16 protein-coding genes are annotated in these 18,271 nt (G+C 71.8%); 7 read left to right on the plus strand and 9 right to left on the minus strand.

The genetic code is table 11. The annotated features are described in order from the left end of the window. Positions 1-2,340: a telomere-associated protein Tap gene (tap, locus tag ACFY8W_RS00160; RefSeq protein WP_391098177.1), complete on the minus strand. Its 2,340-nt coding sequence runs from the start codon at positions 2,338-2,340 to the stop codon at positions 1-3. A gap of 1,082 nt (positions 2,341-3,422) precedes the next feature. On the opposite strand from tap, the gene ACFY8W_RS00165 reads away from it, so the two are divergent. Beyond that, positions 3,423-3,671, plus strand: a complete 249-nt coding sequence (locus ACFY8W_RS00165) for a hypothetical protein (RefSeq protein WP_391098180.1) — start codon at positions 3,423-3,425, stop codon at positions 3,669-3,671. A 383-nt stretch (positions 3,672-4,054) separates the two neighbouring features. Here ACFY8W_RS00165 and ACFY8W_RS00170 read toward each other — a convergent pair whose 3' ends face one another. Beyond that, on the minus strand, positions 4,055-5,230 hold the full coding sequence (locus ACFY8W_RS00170) for a YhjD/YihY/BrkB family envelope integrity protein (protein WP_391098183.1): 1,176 nt from the start codon (positions 5,228-5,230) through the stop codon (positions 4,055-4,057). Between the two features lie 266 nt (positions 5,231-5,496). On the opposite strand from ACFY8W_RS00170, the gene ACFY8W_RS00175 reads away from it, so the two are divergent. The 3 genes from ACFY8W_RS00175 (at position 5,497) to ACFY8W_RS00185 (ending at position 6,658) form a co-directional block, all read left to right on the plus strand. Next, entirely contained in the window at positions 5,497-5,712 is a 216-nt protein-coding gene (locus ACFY8W_RS00175) for a DUF6479 family protein (protein ID WP_391098186.1), read from the plus strand. A gap of 94 nt (positions 5,713-5,806) precedes the next feature. After that, positions 5,807-6,073: a DUF4235 domain-containing protein gene (locus tag ACFY8W_RS00180; RefSeq protein ID WP_391098189.1), complete on the plus strand. Its 267-nt coding sequence runs from the start codon at positions 5,807-5,809 to the stop codon at positions 6,071-6,073. A 135-nt stretch (positions 6,074-6,208) separates the two neighbouring features. Beyond that, positions 6,209-6,658, plus strand: a complete 450-nt coding sequence (locus ACFY8W_RS00185; RefSeq protein ID WP_391098191.1) for a hypothetical protein — start codon at positions 6,209-6,211, stop codon at positions 6,656-6,658. An 895-nt stretch (positions 6,659-7,553) separates the two neighbouring features. On the opposite strand, the gene ACFY8W_RS00190 is transcribed toward ACFY8W_RS00185, so the two are convergent. Then, positions 7,554-8,531 (minus strand): hypothetical protein, encoded by a 978-nt coding sequence (locus ACFY8W_RS00190; protein WP_391098194.1) that lies wholly within the window; start codon positions 8,529-8,531, stop codon positions 7,554-7,556. Between the two features lie 112 nt (positions 8,532-8,643). Between ACFY8W_RS00190 and ACFY8W_RS00195 the strand changes: the two genes are divergently transcribed. Next, positions 8,644-9,672: a helix-turn-helix domain-containing protein gene (locus tag ACFY8W_RS00195; protein WP_391098197.1), complete on the plus strand. Its 1,029-nt coding sequence runs from the start codon at positions 8,644-8,646 to the stop codon at positions 9,670-9,672. A gap of 328 nt (positions 9,673-10,000) precedes the next feature. On the opposite strand, the gene ACFY8W_RS00200 is transcribed toward ACFY8W_RS00195, so the two are convergent. Beyond that, complete coding sequence (locus tag ACFY8W_RS00200; protein ID WP_391098199.1) at positions 10,001-10,879, minus strand: DUF1206 domain-containing protein; 879 nt, start codon at positions 10,877-10,879, stop codon at positions 10,001-10,003. A 130-nt stretch (positions 10,880-11,009) separates the two neighbouring features. Here ACFY8W_RS00200 and ACFY8W_RS00205 point away from each other — a divergent pair, with 130 nt between their 5' ends. After that, positions 11,010-11,267, plus strand: coding sequence for a WhiB family transcriptional regulator (locus ACFY8W_RS00205; RefSeq protein WP_391098202.1), 258 nt, complete (start codon positions 11,010-11,012; stop codon positions 11,265-11,267). A 121-nt stretch (positions 11,268-11,388) separates the two neighbouring features. Here the strand turns inward: ACFY8W_RS00205 and ACFY8W_RS00210 are convergent, their stop codons facing one another. Together ACFY8W_RS00210 and ACFY8W_RS00215 are read right to left on the minus strand one after the other, a co-directional pair. Continuing rightward, positions 11,389-11,835, minus strand: coding sequence for an ATP-binding protein (locus tag ACFY8W_RS00210; RefSeq protein ID WP_391098205.1), 447 nt, complete (start codon positions 11,833-11,835; stop codon positions 11,389-11,391). Positions 11,836-11,953: 118 nt separating this feature from the next. Continuing rightward, positions 11,954-13,165, minus strand: a complete 1,212-nt coding sequence (locus ACFY8W_RS00215; RefSeq protein ID WP_391098208.1) for a SpoIIE family protein phosphatase — start codon at positions 13,163-13,165, stop codon at positions 11,954-11,956. 107 nt (positions 13,166-13,272) lie between these two features. Here ACFY8W_RS00215 and ACFY8W_RS00220 point away from each other — a divergent pair, with 107 nt between their 5' ends. After that, positions 13,273-13,785: a MarR family transcriptional regulator gene (locus ACFY8W_RS00220; protein ID WP_391098210.1), complete on the plus strand. Its 513-nt coding sequence runs from the start codon at positions 13,273-13,275 to the stop codon at positions 13,783-13,785. Between the two features lie 117 nt (positions 13,786-13,902). Here ACFY8W_RS00220 and ACFY8W_RS00225 read toward each other — a convergent pair whose 3' ends face one another. From ACFY8W_RS00225 to ACFY8W_RS00235, 3 genes are read right to left on the minus strand one after another with little or no spacing between them, the layout of a single operon-like run. Beyond that, complete coding sequence (locus ACFY8W_RS00225; RefSeq protein ID WP_391098213.1) at positions 13,903-15,078, minus strand: SpoIIE family protein phosphatase; 1,176 nt, start codon at positions 15,076-15,078, stop codon at positions 13,903-13,905. A gap of 60 nt (positions 15,079-15,138) precedes the next feature. Next, positions 15,139-15,507 (minus strand): anti-sigma factor antagonist, encoded by a 369-nt coding sequence (locus ACFY8W_RS00230; RefSeq protein ID WP_391098215.1) that lies wholly within the window; start codon positions 15,505-15,507, stop codon positions 15,139-15,141. Positions 15,508-15,555: 48 nt separating this feature from the next. After that, on the minus strand, positions 15,556-18,072 hold the full coding sequence (locus ACFY8W_RS00235) for a SpoIIE family protein phosphatase (protein ID WP_391101620.1): 2,517 nt from the start codon (positions 18,070-18,072) through the stop codon (positions 15,556-15,558). Between the last annotated feature and the right edge of the window lie 199 nt (positions 18,073-18,271).

Below are 18,271 nucleotides of genomic sequence, written 5' to 3' on the forward strand. Positions count from 1 at the left end.
CTACTCCCCTTCTCCGGCGGCCGGATCGTTCTTGATCAGGTTGGCGATGTTGAAGACGCTGCCGTTCTCCTCGAACTGCTGCTCGGCCCACAGGACGGTCTGGGTGCCCTGGTGCTTGACCATGCCCGGCGAGACGCCGAGCCGGAACGTGCCCGGCACGGGCTTGCCCTCCGCGGTGTGCGGCAGGACATCGAGGGGCGACGGGCCCGGGGACGGGTAGACGACGGCGTCGGTGCCGATCGCGACCGGGTAGAGGTTGGCCGCCGCGGCGGTCTTCATCAGCTTGCGATGCAGGCTGACCCGGTTGTTCGCCAGAACAGCGGCCCGGATGTCGGGCCGCCACGTCTCCCGCCGGAGCGCCGGCCACGGCTCGTAGTAGGGCACCTGGCCGCGGTTGCGCTGGCGGAGCTTGCCGATGGAGCCCTTCGCCGTCGCCTTGATCGCGTTCGCGAGCAGCGCCATGACCGGATCGGCCTGCCGGGAACGGGCCATCGCGTCCAGGAACTCGGCCCCGGCAAGGCTGGTGGTGACACCGAGGTCGGCCATCGTGGCGACGTACGCATCGCGCAGGCGCTTGTACCAGGGATCCAGGTAACGGCCGGACCGGGTGCGCACGTACGCCTCGAGCGGCGCGACGTCGAAGCCGAGCTCGACCGCGTAGGCGAGGGTCGGGGTGGCGTACCAGGCCGGCCCCGTGGGCGGCCGGCCGCTCGGCGTGAACGGCGAGGGCAGCCGGGCACCATCCACCATTCGGCCGTTGACCTCCACACGCGACAGGTCGGCATGCGAGAGGTCGACCAGCCACGAGCCAGGCAGGGCAGGATCGAACGTCGGGTTGCCGGTGAGATGGGTCGGGCCGTTCAGCCCGACGGCAAGCCCGTTGGCCGCGGCCGCGAACGACATGTTGACGTCGATCACGACCAGATAGGGGTTCATGCACTCCTCGTCGGTCAGCGGCCGGCACCAGTCGTACGGCTCCTCCATCAGCATCTCGGCCGGGGTCCGCAGGTGGTGCCGGGCGAAGCGGTCCTTGAGGACCGGGTGTTCGTCGGGAACCTCGCACTCCACGACGTCGTAGAGGTGTGTGAGCGCGTCTGCGTTGAACGCCTGCCTGAACTCGCCGGTGACCTCGTCCTTCTCCGCGCGGGTCGGCGGGCGCAGCGCGACCATGAGTTCCAGGCCGGTGACCGACGTGGTCCCGCGCGGCGTCATCACCCGCTGTGCGTACGTGCCGAGGTAACGGGCGAGATCGGCCGGGTGCATCGTCGGCAGCACCGGGGCGTCCTTACGGTCCCACTCGCGGACGTCGAGCGCGTTCCACGCCGGAATACACAGCTGGACACAGTTGCGCCTGGAGCCCTCGGCCGGGCGGTAGATCCGTGCCCACGGCCCGAAACCACGCTGGGTCAGCTTCCAGTCCGCCTTGATGAGCTGTCTGACCGCCTGGTGACCGTCCGGGAGCCGCCCGGCACGTCGCTCCTCCTGCGACAGGACGGCCGGCAGGCCATAGCGTTCCAACGCGGCCGCGGTCAGGACCAGGAGCGGGTCGGCGTCACGGCCCCAGCGGTGCAGGCGGGCCTGACCGAGCTTGGCCTCGGCCAGCGTCCACTCGATCAGCGACGGCAGATTCCTGGCCGGCACGTCGAGGACCAGGCCACCAGTGCAGTACGCCGACACGACGCCGTCCTCGCAATCGATGACAGCAAGCGGCCCGTGCGCGAAGCGCGGATCGGCCACGGCCGACCCTGTGGCGTTCTTCGGCGCGGCATTCTTTGCCGCCGCGTTCTTCGGCGAGCGCGCCTTCGGCGTGGCGTACTTCGCCGGGGCCTCCTTCGGCGCGACGCTCTTCGGCACGGCGTTCTCCGCACCGGGATTACTCGACGACGGCGGCCTGGTCGTACTACTTGCCGCCGGGCGGGACGGCCGCACGGACGCGGTCGGAGCCAGGACCCGCTCGGGCCTCTGCTCAGGCTCAGGCTCGGGAGCGGTAGCGGGAGCTGCGGGGCGGGGAGTGCAGGTCCCCGGGGCCGCCGACGCCTCCGTGCCTGCCGCATCGGCCGCATCGGTGCCGGGCTCGACGTCCTGGGCAGGGAAGCGGGCGGCAAGACCCTCCAGAAGGCGGGCGTAGGCGGCGCGCTTCGGCGCCCGCGGCTCCGTCGCCCCGGTCTCCCAATTCCCGATGGTCTCGCGCCGGCTGTTCAACGCCTTCGCGATCTGCTCCTGACTCAGGCCGGCAGCTTCCCGCAGACGCTTGCGCTCCCGGGGAGAGGGCAGGTCGTCCTGGGCTGCCTGCTCCAGCAGCGCATCGACAGCACTGAACAACTCGTCCTCAGTGGGCACAGACCACACCTCCACCCGCACCCTAACCCAATCACACGCCGACTTTCGCTCTGAATTTCATCTGAATCACTCAACCAGCTGCCCAGGCGACCGGAGGCGCGCAACGGTGGAGCGAGAAGATTTCGCGGCACGCACGGCACGCCGAGGCCAGGACGCACCCATCTTCCCGCTCCACCCCCCCACGATGAGTGCCGTGCCGCCCCACAGCCGCCCAGACAGCGTCGGTGAGACGCTCGCTTCTGTGCCCGGCCAGATGCGCTGCAGGGGAACGCCGACCGCTGTGCTCATGGCAGGGGGTTAAGCAGGAGACCGGACGGCCGGTGCGGTCGGCGACAGTCAGGAAGGTCTCGTATCACGAGCAGCGGCAAGGCCATCTCGGCAGTGGTTCGGTGGTTTCGGGGATGGCGCATGCCAGGAGACACCACTTGCATGCACCTCCACGTGCTTCGGCCTGGCTCGGACAGCCGCGCAGCCGGCAGGAAGGATCACCGATGCCGGCCCGGCGACGGCGGCCGACACAGAAAGCAGCCGAGCATCACGGCTGCGACGCTCGCGATGCCGCACACGCCGCGCCCGCCGACGGGGCGACGATGCCGACGTCGGCCGTCAGGATCGTGGACGACGGCAGAATGCCTCTGGCGGGTCACCCCGATAAGAGCCGACATGCCGTCCTCGGCAGCGAAGCCAGCCGCGCTCGCCGGTAATCAACAGTTCCGAGCCGACGAAGACGTTCATACAGGACTCCCAGAAGCCTCCGGGCCCGGCGTCATCAGTCCACAATGCGCGCCACGCACCACGCACCCACCACGCACCACGCACCACGCACCAGCAGTGAGTCCTTGCAAACGGCGCAGCGGAGAAGTACTGAGGGGGACACCCCGGAAATGAGCCGGGGGCGAGCCGGGCTGCGGACCGGCGCCGTGGAGGTCGGTCCAGGCGGGAAGGGGCCGGGCTCTGGTGGGAGCCCGCCCCGTCCTCAACGCATCACGTCTCTTCCTGCGGTTGTCGCGGACGAAGACACCCCTTCATACGCCCAACCCGCCAAGGAGGCCCCTCACGGCCCCTGTAGTGTGGCTCGTCGCTTGATCACCACCGGGGGAACGATGGACATCGTACGGATCATGGAAGCGCTGGCCGAGCAGGGCGTTACCGTCATCTTCAAGGCGGATGCCGAACGCATGCGTGACGGCACCAAGCCGTGGACGTTCGTGGCCAGCGGGGCTCCGCTGCGGGAGAACCTGCTCGTCCGCACCGACGCGAAGTCCGTAGCCGGCTGCTTGGCCATCTGTCTTCCCCGGCTGAAGGAAGCCGGTCTGACCATCCCAGAATGATCCGCAGCGCACTCAGTCGACCGGTCGGAGCCGGGAACGCCGCCGGCTCACCGGCCTGTTGTCCTCTGGCCGCGGACGGACTCAGAGCCTGACGGCATTGACCGGAGGCGCCTGGAACGAACTGAACGGCTCCGATGCGGGCCGCCCAGACCTCTCTGCCCTGATGCCATCAGCGACGTACCGGGAAAACCCGCCAGGCACGCAACGACGCCGAGCGGCCGTCGAGCTCACCGGCAAGGGCCACGCAGCGGAGCGGGAGTGGCAGATTTCGGCACCAAAGTCCTCGCCCAGCGGCGGCACGGAGATCATCGCGATCCCCGCGGGCCGTGTCCCGCGCCCGGGTCGGCGCCGGCCGTGGCCGGATTCACCGGGCCCCGCGGACCCTAAGGATCCTCCCGTTCGTCGCCCAGCCGTCGGCGGTCGGCATCGTCCCAGGCGCTGGTGTCGCGCGGTTCGGCGTACGGTTCGGCATCCTCCGGGTAGCCGCCCGCCACCGCCCGCTGCCGCAGCATCTCGGCATCGAACTCCAGGCCGAACAAGATCGCCAGGTTGCTGATCCACAGCCACACCAGGAAGACGACCACGCCCGCCAGAGTGCCGTAGATCTTGTTGTACGAGCCGAACGCGGAGACGTACAGCGCGAACCCCGCCGACGCGACCAGCCAGAGGACCAGAGCCAGCAGACTGCCGGGCGTGATCCAGCGGAAGCCCTTGACCCGGGCGTTCGGCGTGGCCCAGTAAAGGATCGCGATCATCGTCGTGACCAGCAGCACGAGCACCGGCCACTTGGCGATCGACCACACCGTCAGCGCGGTCCCCCCGATCCCGAGGACGTCCCCCGCCCGCTGCGCCAGAGCGCCGGTGAACACCACGATCAGGGCACTGGCCACCGCCAGGACCAGCAGCACCACCGTCACCCCGACCCGCAGGGGCAGGACCTTCCACACCGGACGCCCCTCGGGCACGTCGTACACGGCATTGGCGGCACGGATGAACGCCGCCACGTAGCCCGACGCCGACCACACCGCAAGAACCAGGCCCACGACCGCCATCACCGACGCGACACCGGCTCCGCTCTGCAGCTGCCGCACCGCCCCGGACACGATGTCCGCCGCCGGGCCGGGCGCCAGCTGGCGCACGTTCTCCAGCAGAGTGTCAGTGGTCGACCTGCCGGCAAGACCCAGCAACGACACCAAAACCAAAAGCGCGGGAAACAGCGCCAGCATGCCGTAATACGTCAGGGCCGCCGCCCGGTCCGCCAGCTCGTCGTCCCGGAACTCCCGCAGCGTCCTCTTCAGCGCCGCACCCCAGGCCTTCTTCGGCAGCCGGGTCGGACGCCCCGGCGCCCGCCGCTCCACCTCGGGCCCCGGCCCGGGCACCGACGCGCGCGCACCAGACTCCCCCACCGTGCCCCGGCCCGGCTGCTCTGCCCGGGATGCGGGACGGTGCTCCGGGCGGGCCCGCGACCGCTGCCCAAAACGGCTCTCCCGCCGAGGCCCGCCGGCAGGAGCATCCCTGCCAGGCTGCTCGACACGCGATCTCAGATGCCATCTGTCCATGACCGCCCGGGTACCCGTGACCCGACCTTTCACACCCCAGCACAAAGCCCCATCAATGGGGCATAAAGGAATCCGTCGAAGACCACCCCGACACGCACGATCCACCAGACCCCCACACAACCACCCGCCACCCCATGGACGCCTCGGGCACATGACCGCGACCGCCGCGACGGGTGAGCGGGGCACGTGGGGAGCCACGCATGTCCATCAGCCGCCGGGGTACCCGGCAGGCAACCACTTGTCGCCGCAGGGAAAGGACGCCTCACATGACTCCAGCCGACCCCGCAGCCCAGCTGGCCGCTGCCTCCGGGACATCATCACTGCTGATGGTGCCGATCGGCATCGTCGTGGTCCTCGTGCTCATCGGCGCGTTCTGGTGGGGCAGCAGACGAGTCGCCCGCAGACGCCGGCCCACAAGCCGGACAGGGCCGCCGCCCGGGGCCGCACACGAGCGGACAGCACATGACCCGGACAGCCCATGACCCCGACGCACCCAAGCCCCAAGCACAGAGCCCGAAGCACACGACCGCGAGCACACGAACCCGAAGCACACGAACCGGGAGGGAAGCCACAGCGATGAAGGCCTCAGCCCTCGCCTACAAACCCGCCTCACTGGCCCTCGGCGCCGCAAGCGGCATGCTCGCCGCCGCCGCGTTCAAAAAGACATGGCAGCTACTGCGACACGAGGACGAGGCCCCCAAAGCCACCGACGAGCAACGCCACTGGAACGAGGTGCTGCTCGCCGCAGCCCTCCAAGGAGCGCTCTTCGCCCTCGTGAAGGCCGCCGTCGACCGCGGCGGAGCCACCGCACTGCGCCACCTCACCGGCACCTGGCCCACCTGAACCCCAGCGCACGGGCCTAAGCGGCGCGCTTCCCCGGCCGTCGGTTGCTCGCTTCGGGTGGAGAAGCGGGCCGTCCGGACGGCCCGCGCCCGTAGCGTCGATACGCGCGTCCGCCAGCCGGGCACATGCCCGGTCATGACTGCTCAAGACGACCCCGACCTCGGCCCCGACCCCGCTCACCAGCCGCCCGTGGGCGTGTCCGACAAGACCCTGGAGGCACTCGGCTCGCTCTCCAAGGCACTGGAGACAGTCGAACGCGCCCGAGGCCACCTCTACGGCTTCCACCAGCTCACCGGCACGGCAGACTTCGAACTGGACCGCGCCGTGGCGCTGCTGCGGGCAACCGGGCACCAGGAGTGGGCGCGCCGCGTCGAGACCGAGATCCTCGGCCGGAACGTCATCCCCGGCCACTGGACCTTCCAGATCGTGGAAGCCTACAACCGCACGTACTACCAGCCCTTCCAGGATCTCGAACGCCGCGCGGTCGCCGAGCTCGTCGGCGGCCGGGAGCACCTTTTCGAGGCCTGGCTGAAGGCGGTACGCCGCACCGTGGGACACCCCGACCACACCTACCGGCCCCGCTGACACGCCACCGGCCCACACACGGCACCCGACACGTGAGAGCCGCATCCAGACCCTCTTCCCGTAAAGCCGGGATCCCTCGCCAACCCCGTCGACGCCGGCCGGCTGCCCGCAGCTCGGAGAAATTTCCGGAGGTGGGCGCTGCCCGGCTCGGCAGAATGGTCTGGTGACACTCTTCACCTGCGCGAGCTGCCGGCATCCACTCACCGGAGATCTCAGGAAAGCACGGCCCTCACGAGACGCCGTGCAGCATTCCGGCCACCGGATCGCCCCTCCGCGGATGGCCCGTGGCACCTACACGACCAGCAAGGACGCAAGTCTCTTCCTCCTGCACCCCGACGACCTACCCGGAACAGCTCCGCACCCGGACGACGAACGCCACAACGGCTGCTGCGGACTCGACGGCCGAGACGGCCCCAACCTTGTCTGCGCAGCCTGCGGAACCGACGTCGCCACCGAAGAATCAGACTGCTGGACCCAGAACGTCGTGACGGTCCCCGCCACCGCGGTCATCCCCGAAGCCGGATCCCCCGCCTGAACCCATCACCACTCAGCGCCACCACGCTCACGCTCACCGCAGCAAACGCCAGAGACGATCCCACGGAACACCGCCCCGGAACGACGCCCCGCGACAGAACCCACGCACTGAAAGAGGTGCGCGATCGACCGGGACCCGGCTGCCGCCCGACGAGGGCAGCCGCCGCGTCATCGCCCGCCGGAACCGCACCGAGCCGGTGCTTCCCCGCCGAACGATCCGCGGCGGACTCCGCGCTCTCATGCCCGGTCAGCCGGCCCTCGCCGTGATGCCGTCCCCGCCCCCTCCCGGGCGCCTTCACCCGGCCGCATCCAGCACCAACGAGCAACCCGGCGAAGGCTCCCGGTCACGGCACCAGAATGGTCACGGAGAGTCGTCGCAGGTGGGGTCGGGGATCGCCCTCACGGTGTACGGCGGCCGGCCCGGCGGCTCGTCGAGCTGGCTGTTGACCACATAGAGACGGCAACCATGCCTCGCCAACGTAGTGGGCAGGTCGAAAGGCTCGTCCACGAGACGGTGGGTGACCGTGCCCGCCCGCAGTTCCCGGTCGAGCCGGGCGATGTAGACACCGTGCGGGGCGCCGTAGTTGAGCACGGCGTACAGCGTGCGACCGCGCAGCACCATGCCGTCGGCGCCGAAAGACTGCTCGCCGAGGTCGAGCCGGCTGACCTCCCGGTCCGCAACACCGATCCGCCAGACGGCCTCCGTGCCGTTCGACGCCACAAGCAGAGTGGAACCCCTCTCGTCGGCCACGATCCCGTTCAACAGCCAGTACCGTGCCGGGAACTGCGGGAACGCGGCACGGATATCCAGCCAGGGTTCGAGCGGGCCCACGGTCGAGCCCCGGATCTCCGCACGGTGGATCACGGGGTTGGCCCAGTCGGTGACGTACACCGCGTCCTCGGTCACGACCAGGTCGTTCAGATGCGGCGCGCCGAGCGGCCCGTCCTTCGCCGTGCGCCGGGCGAGCAGCCGCCCGTGACGGTCGTGCACGGTCAGGATCGCACCCCCGACGGACAGCACACGTCCACGCCGGTCGGTGTGCACGCCCAGGGTGCTGGTGCGCTCTTCCAGCCCGCGCGCCGGAAACGGCTCCAGCTCCGCAGCACCGATCCGGCCGCGGTACAGGGTTCCGAGGCCATCGGAGGACACGTACATCGTGCCGTCAGGAGTGACCGTGATCCCTTCAGGCAGAACACCCGCCTCACGGGAAACGACGTAGCGGTCGGGCAGGTCCCGCGCGACAGCGGGGACGGGTGTTCCGGCGAGGGCCGTGAGCAGCAAGGTGGCTGCGAGGCAGGCGGTCCGGACGGGCATACGAGGCATCGACGCGACCTCCATGGAGAATCTGCGGAAAGGGAAGACGACAGAGCGAGCGTGCGGCAGCCTCGCGCAGGGCGCAGCCCCTTTCAGCCCTCGTCGAAAGGGTCGGGCAGGCGGATAATCGCTCGTCATGATTCGTCTTCACTTCACCGCCGACGACCTGTGCCGGATCACGCTCGCTCCGGCGGTCAACGCACTGACGGAGACCGTGCTCGGCGCCCGGCTGAGTCTGCGTCAGAGCAGGCGGGGAGGCAGGAACGGAGACTTCGGCTTCGGGCAGGCGCGTCGGGCGCGGTCCGCCGCCCGCGAGTGGCACCACTCCCTGCACAAGGGTCCTGGTCCCCGGGCCGGTGTCCTCGCCGAATTGGTCACGGAAGACGGCTTCATACCGGACTTCCTGCTGCAGCCGGGGATCCACGACCTCGCCGGCGCCCTCGAGGCGGCCGCGGCAACCCCCGTCGAGCGCCTGGCGCTCGACCTCGGAATCCCGCAAGCCGCGGGGTGGAACGGCGGTCTGACCCGGCCGGGCCGATGGGCACGCGAGCTGGCCCAGGGCTCCCCCAAGGCGACCCGCGCCCTGCTCCACGACACCCAGGACTTCTTCACCAGACACGTCGAACCGCTCTGGCCCACCATCCGCCAGGACACCCTCACCGATCGCGCACTACGGTCGGAAATGCTGCTCCGCGGCGGCGTCGACGCCCTCCTGACAACGCTCGGCACGACCTGGCACTGGAATCACCCCACCCTGCACGTACCCTCACCATCGACACACGACATCCCGCTGTGCGGACGGGGACTCCTGCTGATCCCCTCGTGGTTCGCCACCGGCCCCATGGTGATGTACCGCCCCGAAGCGCCCACCACCCTCGTCTATCCCCTCCACGAAGCACCCGACGAGAGCACCACCCCCGACGAACGGCCAGAAGCCCTCGCCGCGCTACTCGGCCGCACCCGAGCCCACGTACTCACCCTCCTGCACACACCCGCCACCACAACGACCCTCGCCGAACGCGCCTCCATCTCCCCCGCAGCAGCCAGCCACCACACAAAGGTCCTGCGAACCGCAGGGCTGATCGACACCGTCCGCACAGGAACGGCAGTCCTCCACACCCTCACCCCACTGGGCCACACCCTCCTGACCGGAACCATCCGGTGACACCACGATGACACCGCAACCCGCCCGGACACCCACGAGAGCGGATACCGGCACCGCAGGAGCAAGAACGTGATCGAACCGGCGATCGATCACCAGCGGAGAAGTCGGGGCGACTGACGGCCGCCCCGTGGAGGAGGCGCCGGCCCTGGCGGGCGGCGAGGAGGACGGGAGACCAAGCCTTCGGATGTGCCGCGAAGGGACGTGTTTGGGCGTCGTGTTCGCGGTCATCCGGATCCTCGAACGTGGTCCTCGACCCGAAGGGATTCCGTCGTGCCGATCGTGCTGGTCCTGGTGCTGGGTGTCGGAGTGGCGATGGCCTGGTGGAGCGTCACGCCCGTCCCCTTCGGGGCACGGAAGGGCTCCCGGTGACGGACGGGCTCAGATCGCGCCACTTCGCCTGACCGAAGGAGAACAGACCGAAGAACACCAGGCCGGCGGCGACCACGATCAGCAGCCAGGGACCCGCCGGGGTCTGCGCGAACGAACGGATCACGTCGTCCACGCCCTTGGCCTCGCGAGGGTCGAACGCCACGGCCGCCTTCACACCGGAGAAGCCGAGCGCGGCGAGGACGAGACCGCGCCCGACGCCGCCGGCCACCCCGGTCACGTCCATGAAGCGACGCTGGTACGGCGCCAGGCTCCCCCACACGAGGCGGTCCCGGTACTTCCGCAGGACCGCCCTTCCCGCGATCCACACTCCGGCCGCCACGACGCCGACGGCCACCGCCCCGACCCACCAGCGGCCGCCGGGCAGGTCCAGGAGCCGGCTGGTGACGTCCCGGCTCTGGCGGTCGGTCGAGCCCTCGCCGCTCCCCCGCTCCCCCACCGCGAACGAGAGGACCAGGAAGGCGGAGCCGGCGTAGAAGACACCGCGCCCGGCGGACAGGACACGCTTGTGCGGCTTGTCGCCCCTGGGACCGGCCGCGCCGAAGACCGCCTCCGACAGCCGCCACACCGCCATCCCGGCCAGGCCTGTACCGAGCGACCAGAGCAGGACGGTGCCGAACGGGGTGGCGGCGATGCGTGCGAGGGCCCCGCCGCGGTCGGCCTGCTCGCCCGTCCCCGTGAGGCCGATGCGTACGGCCAGTGCTCCGACGAGGAGGTACAGCACGCCCCGCGCCGCGAAGCCGGCTCGGGCCGCCGCCCGTACGGCATCGCCACGGGTCGTTCTTCCCGCTGCGGCCGCGTGCGGCCTCGTTGTGGTCATGTCCACTCGCTCCTCTCGGTCGATGCTCCGGATGCCCCGTCCGCGCCGGACCAATCCGCCCGGTTTCGAGCACGGAGGAGCGGTCAGGCGAACGGGGAACGAATCCCGACCCGAGAGCCAGGAGGCTCACATGGACGACTGGCGTGCGGCGGCGGCCTGCCGGGAGGTCGACCCCGACCTGTTCTTTCCGGTGGGAGTCGGCGCCCCCGCGCTCGCCCAGGCCGAGGAGGCGAAGAAGGTCTGCCGACGCTGCCCTGTGCGGGAGAGGTGCCTGCGCTGGGCCATGGCGGAATCCCACCCGCCGGTGGGCGTGTGGGGCGGCCTCACGGAGACCGAACGGCATGCGCTGCGGCGGCGGTCGCGCCGCGGGGCGGACGAGCGGCGGTGAGGGCCTGCCGGGCCTGGCCCGCATCGGTCCGCACGGCGGGCCGGCCGGTCCCGGCCGCACCTGCGGCCGGGCCGCCGGCGCCGGCGGGTCAGCGCGGGCTGCTGTCCCCCGGCTTCGCCCCTTACCCCGGCAGGAGGGAGAGGCAGGCACGGACCCGCTTCCCCTCCGGGGCGGGTTCGACGGACAGGCTCTCGCAGACGGCGAGCACGATCTCGACGCCGTGCTGCCCGATCCGGCGGGGGTCGTGTCCGCGGGGTACGGGAGCCGCGGCCTCGCCGTCGAAGACGGAGATGTCCAGGGTGTCGCGGCGTAGTTCCAGGAGCAGCCGGCAGGGACCGGCCGCGTGCCGGACCGCGTTGGTCACGAGCTCGCTGACCACCAGCTGCGCCAGTTCGACGCGCTCCTGCGCCACTGGTCCGGACGTCGACGACGGGGCCGCCGCGAGGAAGTCGGCCGTGAAGGCGCGGGCGGAGGCGATCGCGCCGCCATGGGAGGTGTCGTCGTAGACGGCGCTCGCGGACAGCAGGGGCTCCGGTGCTGCACGCTCCGCGGTGATCGCGTCCGACATGGCGCTCGTGCTCCCCTCATCCGGTTGGGCGGCGCGGCTGGGCCCCGCGTACTCCGCCTTTCCCCTGTTCCGGGTTCCCACACCGCACGCAACGGGGATCACACCCCGTCGGCTCGCGTCAGGGGGAGCGCCGAAGGGGCGGGCGGGGCTCCCCGTCCCGTCCGGCGCCGATCGCCCCGGCATCGTGGCCGCGCCAGTCGAGACACAGGACGAGGACGGCGTCCGGTGCGTCACGAGGTGTCGCGCGCAGCGCCCGCACGACGGCTTCGGGGGCCTCCGCACCGCTCAGGTGGCGGGCGTCGGCCAGCGCGCGGGCGACGGAACCTTCCGCCTCCTCGAGCTTCCCGGAGGACGGGGGCTCGTCGGCGCCGCAGGCGACGAAGACCAGCCGGTCGCCGCGCAGGAGGCGCAGGTGCTGGGTGGCGTAGACAGTGTCCTCGAACATGCCCAGGGGCAGTTGGCGGTCCAGTTCGATGCGCTGGGTCACCGTGCCGCGGATCCGCCAGAGCGTCGGCGACCCGGCGTCGACGACCTCGACCGCGCCGGTGTTCAGGTCGATGCGGAGCAGCAGCGCGGCGAGCGGGTTCTTTCCCCGGTACTGCCCGTAGAGCGCCTGGTCGGTGAGGCTGGCCTGCCCCACCAGGTCGAGTCCGGCCCGCCGGGCGTTGCGGATCGCGGTCAGGGCGAGGGTGCTGACCAGGGCGGCGGGGGTGCCGGGGCCGGCGGCGTCGGCGACGATGAGCTGGAGTTCGTCCTCGGTCACGCTCCAGTCCAGGAGGTGTCCGCCCGAGGTGTACGCGGGTTCCCAGTGTGCGTGGAGGTCGAAGGCGGGTCCGGCGCAGGCGCGGCCCGGCAGGGTGTCCCACTGGATCTCCCCCGCGACGCTGAGGGCGTGGGCCCTGCGGGTGGTGCGGTACAGGTCGGTGTGGCGGTCGGCGACGCGCAGGGCGTGTCCGAGCGTCTCGGCGACCCGGGCGAGGCTCGCGGTGGTCGCCGGACCGCCCCGGTCCGCGGGCAGGACGACCACGAGGACGCCGAACCGGTCGCCGCGGACCGTGACGGGAAGGTAAACGGTCGCCGTGGGGCCGACATCACGGAAAAGATATGGTTGCTGCGTACGGAAGACGCGGCCGGCGGGGCCCGCGTCCACGGGCACGTGCGGCATCCCGGCAGGCGTCTGCACGGGCTCCACGGGGCGCAGGGACGTGAATCCGTAGTCGATGAGCAGCAGGTCGGCGGAGGCCGCGGCGTACAGGTGCGCGAGACTGGTGCGGAGGGAGTCCAGCAGGAGGTGTGGTGCCGCCCCGCGCAGTGCGCCTTCCACTGTCACGTGTCGATCCACCGGATCCGTACCGCCTTCTGGAGAGATGTGGAGATGACCGGTCCGTCGCAAGGCCGACGTCCTCGGCCCCGGACGTCCGAGGAGTGTCGGCAGGCATGAACAGCAACCCCGCCCCGTCCCCGCGGGAACCACAGCAGACGGCCGAGGCCGCGAGGGAGCTCATCGAGCTGTTGGAGGTGCTGTGGGAGCGCGGCCGGGACATGGTGTCGGCGACACCGGTCTCGGCGAGTCAGCTGCGCGTGCTGTACAGCCTGGACCGTGAGGAGGGCATCAGCCTGCGCACGCTGGGCGACCTGCTCGGCTCCGCGCCGCCGTCGGTGAGCCGCATGTGCGACCGGCTGGAGGCGCTGGGCTTCGTCCAGCGCCTGCCCAGCCCCGTCAGCCGGCGGCAGCTCGAGCTGCACCTGACCGTGCATGGCAAGGCGTACCTGAGGGAGCTCCGGGCCCAGCGCGAGGCTGCGCTGCTCGCGGTCATCGACGACATGTCGCCGACGAGCCGCAAGGCCCTGCTTCGGGGGCTCACCGGCTTTCACGAGTCCCTGGGGAGGAGCGGACCGACCGCCTCGTCACGCCCTCACACGCCGCTGAAGGACGTCAGCTCGGCCTGATCTCCCCGCGGCGCCGGCTTCGGCCGGGCGCGCACCCCATGTCCTCATTGCCACCTCTGGTCGACCTCGACGCAACCTACCGGGCACTCGCCAGGTGTTGCCCCAAGGATACAGTTGTCACACGGCAATTGTTGACACGGAGCCGTGCCAGTCGAGGCAGACGACCAGAGCGTCGTCCTCCAGCGGGCTGCTGCCGTGGTGGACGGCGAGCTCCCGGAGCACCGCCTCCGGCACGTGGGTGGGAGGCAGCAGACGCGTCCCCCGCAGCGCGCGGGCCAGTGCCCGGTCCCCGTAGCTCTCCCCGGCGGGCGAGACGGCGGCGTACACGCCGTCGCTGCCGAACAGCAGGCGGTCCCCCGGCCGCACGGTGAACCGCTCGGGGACGTACACGGTGTCCTCGAACATGCCGAGGGGGAACTGCGCCTCGAAGCCCACCGACTCCACCGAATGACCCCGCAGCCGCCACAGGCGGGGCGAACCGGCGTCCACGGCCTCCACCTCACCCGTGGCCAGGTCGAAGCGGAGCAGGAGCACCGACACGTATGCGTCGCCCCGGTACTGCGCGTAGACGGCCTGGTCGGCGAGGGCGGCCTGGTCCGCGAGGGCGAGTCCGGCCCGGCGGGCGTTGCGGAGCGCGTTGATCGCGAGGTTCGTCAGCAGGGCCGCCTCGATGCCCTCCCCCATGCCGTTGGTGACGGTCAGCGTCAGCCGACCGTCCGAGACCGACCAGTCGTAGTTGTCGCCGAAGATGGCGTAGGCGGGCTCCAGATGCGCGGCGAGGGCGAACTCGGGACGGGCGCACGAACGGCCGGGCAGGAGCTGCCACTGCATCTCCGCCGCGAGCGTGAGCCGCGTCGCACGGCGGGCGAGGACGTACAGGTCCGTGTCGCGCTCGGCCACCAGGATCTCGTGGCCGAGCGCCTCACAGACCTGGGCGAGTCCGGGGAGCAGGGGCCGGAGGTCGGCGCCGGGTGGCAGTGCGGCCGTGAGGACGCCGAGCCGGTCCCCGCGGACGGTGACGGGCAGGTGCAGCAGGAGCGCCTCGGGGCCCTGGGCGACGTACGGCTCCTGTGCGCCGAAGGCGCGCCCCTGCGGACTGGCGTGGATCGGGACCGACGGCTCCGCACCGGAGGTGCGCTCGACGAGCTGGAGCGTCCGCAAGCCGTAATCGGCGAGGCGGAGTTCCACCCGCAGGGCGCCGCACTCTCTTCGCAGGGCCTCCTCGACGACGCTCACCAGCTGGTGCGGAGCCGCCCGGCGGAGCGCCTGCTCGATGTCGGCGATCTCGTGCACGGTCTCGCTCTTCCTTCCTCCCTGGGCCCGGTCCCGGCCGGGGACCGGGCCGCCGTTCCGCTAACTTCTGTCGCCTGCCGCGACCAGTGCCTCCGCCACGCCGTCGTGCGGCGGGATCGTCGTCGTCACTCCCGTGATCTCCAGAATGCGTCGCACTGCGGGCGTCGGCGCGGCGAGGTACAGGTCACCACCGGTCTTCCGCGCCTTCTGGACCGCCCTGATCAGGACGTTCAGGCCCGAGGAGTCCATGAAGCCGAGGGCGGACAGGTCGAGGACGAGGTGCCGCCGGCCCTCGCCGAGCTGGTGCCTCAGGTGGACCTCGAGCCGGCCGGCGGTCTCCATGTCCAGCTCACCCGCGACGGACAGCACTGCCGTGCGGGCGTCGCGGATCTCGACGTCGACATCCAGGTTCGGTTCCTGCTCGGACATGTTCCCTGCTTTCGGACGGGGGCGGTCGGTGGGCGAACGGCCTGGGGGTCAGAGCACCTGGACTCCGACGACACACGTGTCGTCGTCCGTGTCCGACTTGCTGCGCGCCAGCAGCTGGTCCAGCCGCTGTTCGAGACCGTCGGACGGCAGCCGGGCGACGGCGAGCAGTTGGGCGACGGAGTCGTGGACGGCGGTGTCCCGCCGTTCGACGAGCCCGTCGGTGTACATCAGCACGGTGTCGCCCGGCTCGAGCCGGAGCTCCGACTCCTCGTACTCGGCCTCGGCGAGCGCCCCCAGCAACAGCCCGCGCAGCAGCGGCAGGTCGACCGCCTCGTCCTTCCGGACGAGCACCGGGGGGAGGTGGCCCGCACGAGCCCAGCGCAGCGTGCGGTTCTCCGGGTCGTAGACGCCGCAGACGGCGGTGGCCGTGACATGGGCGGTGAGGTGGTGGGCGACGCTGTTGAGCCAGGCCAGCAGCTGTCCCGGCCCCGCGCCCGTCACGGCGAGACCGCGGAGGGCGTTGCGCAGGACCACCATGCCGGTGGCGGCCTCCACGCCGTGGCCGGCGACGTCGCCGACGCACAGGAGCACCTTCCGGGAGGGCAGCACGACGGCGTCGTACCAGTCGCCGCCGACCAGCGACTCGGACTCGGCCGGACGGTAGCGCACGGCGACGTCGAGCCCCGGTGCGTCGAGCGGCGACTTGGCCGGCGGCATGATGGCGTGCTGGAGCTGGAGGGTGAGCCGGTTGCGTTCCTCGGCCGCCTCCTCCGTGGCGGCCAGTCGGTCGCGGGTGGCCGTGAGGGCGACCTCGGTCCAGTGCTGCGCCGAGATGTCCTGGTAGGCGCCCCGGACGGCCTGGAGGGCGCCGTCGGCGCCGAGGGCGGGTTCGGCGGTGACCCGGATGTGACGCGTGACGCCGTCGTGGCGCAGCATGCGGAAGGCCGTGGAGCTCACCCGGCGCTGGTGCAGCACCGACTGGAGGAAGCGCCGGATGGTGTCGGCGTCGTCGGGGTGGGCGTGGGCGGCCAGGTCGCGCAGGGCGACCGGGGGCTCCGTCGGCCGGAGGCCGAAGAGCTCGTACAGCTGACCGTGCCAGGTGATGTCGCCGGTGACGACGTCCTCCTCGAAGGCGCCGACCCGGCCGAGGCGCTGGGCGTGCTGCAGCAGGCTGGCGAGGCGCGCCGACTCGTCCTCGACGCGCCAGATGAGCAGGACACCCGCTCCGTACCGGCTGATGCTGATGTCGGCGAGCGAGGTGAGCGGCACCTGGTCCACCAGCGCGGTGAGCCGGGTGCGCCGTGCCCGGAACGGCTCGCCCGTGGCGTAGACCCGTTCGATCCGGTCGAAGAGTTCGCTCTCGCCGGCCGTGGCCGGGTAGGCCTCCAGGAGCAGCGCCCCCACGACGGCGCCGCGGGGCCGTCCGGCCGGGTCGCGGAAATGCGGGTTGGCGTGCCGGATGCGGAAGTCGGCGAGCCTCCCCGACTCGTCCAGGTGGGGCGTCAGGACGAGGGCGGGGTCGTAGAGGCCGTCGGAGAGCTCGGCCAGCTCCAGGGCGCCGTCGCCGGACCGGACGAGGAGGTTCGCGGGGGACGCCTGCTCGGGCCGCGCCTCAAGGGTGTGGGCGCACAGCTCCGCGAGGGCCTCGATCTGGCGCTCCACGGCCTGCGGCTGGTGCTCGAGCGGCCGCGGCCAGCAGATCTCCAGTACGCCGTGGATGCGGCCTCCGGTCCCGGCGGGGACGACGACCCGGCCGCCGTCGGGGTGGCGCGTCCGGCCGATCGTGGGGATGCCCGCGGCCGACAGGGAGGGGTACCAGACGGTTCGGCGGCCGGTCAGCGCCTGGCGGGCCGCGGTGGTCACCCCAGGAGGTACGTAGTGCCAGCGGGCTGCCTCGTCGGGGCCGAACCCGGCGTGGCCGCGCAGGGTCAGCGAGGCGTCCGGGCCGGTGGTCCAGATCGCCACGGCGACGGCGCCCAGGGGTTCGAGGGCGTGGGTGAGCAGCGACTCGGCGACGGCCTGGGTGTCGTCCGCGCTGAGCGCCGCGCTCTCCGCGGTACGCAGCCGTACGGCGACCGAGGCGGCGGCACCGGCGTCCTGGCCGGCGGTGCCGGGGTCGCCGGCCGTCGTCCGCACGAACTCGTCCGCGACCTCGGCGACCCGGTCGCGGGCCGCCTGGTTGATGATGTCCGCGGCCAGCTCCAGCCGGGACAGTCCGGCCCGCTCGGCGAGTTCCGCCAGCTGCCGCGCCGCCTGGGCGGGGCCGCAGCCCAGGCGCTCGACGATGACCCCCTTGGCGAGTTCGATCAGGGCGCGCCCCTCGGCGGCGGCGTGCGCGGCGAGCACCTCGCCGCGCAGCCGCTCCACGGTGGCGGCCAGCCGACCGTCGGCGAACCCTCCCTGGGCCGAAGGCCGTTCACCGTCCACGGGAAGCCAAGCCGGGACGGCTTCGGATGCCCCGTCCGCCGGGACCCCCTCGGGCGCCTCGGGCGCCGTGGTGCCTTCGGACGCTCCGGACGCCGGGGAGACCTCGGGCGCCTCGGGCGCCGGAGCCGTCCCGGACACCTGGGGCACCCCGGGCGCCGGGGTGCCTTCGGACGCTCCGGACACCGGGGAGACCTCGGGCGCCTCGGGCGCTATGGTGCCTTCGCCGTGAAGGCCGGCGGACGGGCCGCCCCGGAAGCGGTGGCCGCTCACGTCGGCGACTCCTCGGTCATGGCGGCCTCGGGGCCGCCGCACGGGCGGGAGCACGGAGCGCCGGACA

Source organism: Streptomyces sp. NPDC012637 (assembly GCF_042954805.1).
Lineage (GTDB): Bacteria > Actinomycetota > Actinomycetes > Streptomycetales > Streptomycetaceae > Streptomyces.

Bases quoted from the DNA above. Each gene is read 5' to 3' on its own strand.
- ACFY8W_RS00190 (WP_391098194.1), bottom strand. From the start codon at position 8,531: ATGGAGGTCGCGTCGATGCCTCGTATGCCCGTCCGGACCGCCTGCCTC.
- ACFY8W_RS00210 (WP_391098205.1), bottom strand. From the start codon at position 11,835: ATGTCGGACGCGATCACCGCGGAGCGTGCAGCACCGGAGCCCCTGCTG.
- ACFY8W_RS00175 (WP_391098186.1), top strand. From the start codon at position 5,497: ATGACTCCAGCCGACCCCGCAGCCCAGCTGGCCGCTGCCTCCGGGACA.
- ACFY8W_RS00230 (WP_391098215.1), bottom strand. From the start codon at position 15,507: ATGTCCGAGCAGGAACCGAACCTGGATGTCGACGTCGAGATCCGCGAC.
- ACFY8W_RS00200 (WP_391098199.1), bottom strand. From the start codon at position 10,879: ATGACCACAACGAGGCCGCACGCGGCCGCAGCGGGAAGAACGACCCGT.
- ACFY8W_RS00195 (WP_391098197.1), top strand. From the start codon at position 8,644: ATGATTCGTCTTCACTTCACCGCCGACGACCTGTGCCGGATCACGCTC.
- ACFY8W_RS00205 (WP_391098202.1), top strand. From the start codon at position 11,010: ATGGACGACTGGCGTGCGGCGGCGGCCTGCCGGGAGGTCGACCCCGAC.
- ACFY8W_RS00185 (WP_391098191.1), top strand. From the start codon at position 6,209: ATGACTGCTCAAGACGACCCCGACCTCGGCCCCGACCCCGCTCACCAG.
- ACFY8W_RS00170 (WP_391098183.1), bottom strand. From the start codon at position 5,230: ATGGACAGATGGCATCTGAGATCGCGTGTCGAGCAGCCTGGCAGGGAT.
- ACFY8W_RS00220 (WP_391098210.1), top strand. From the start codon at position 13,273: ATGAACAGCAACCCCGCCCCGTCCCCGCGGGAACCACAGCAGACGGCC.
- ACFY8W_RS00180 (WP_391098189.1), top strand. From the start codon at position 5,807: ATGAAGGCCTCAGCCCTCGCCTACAAACCCGCCTCACTGGCCCTCGGC.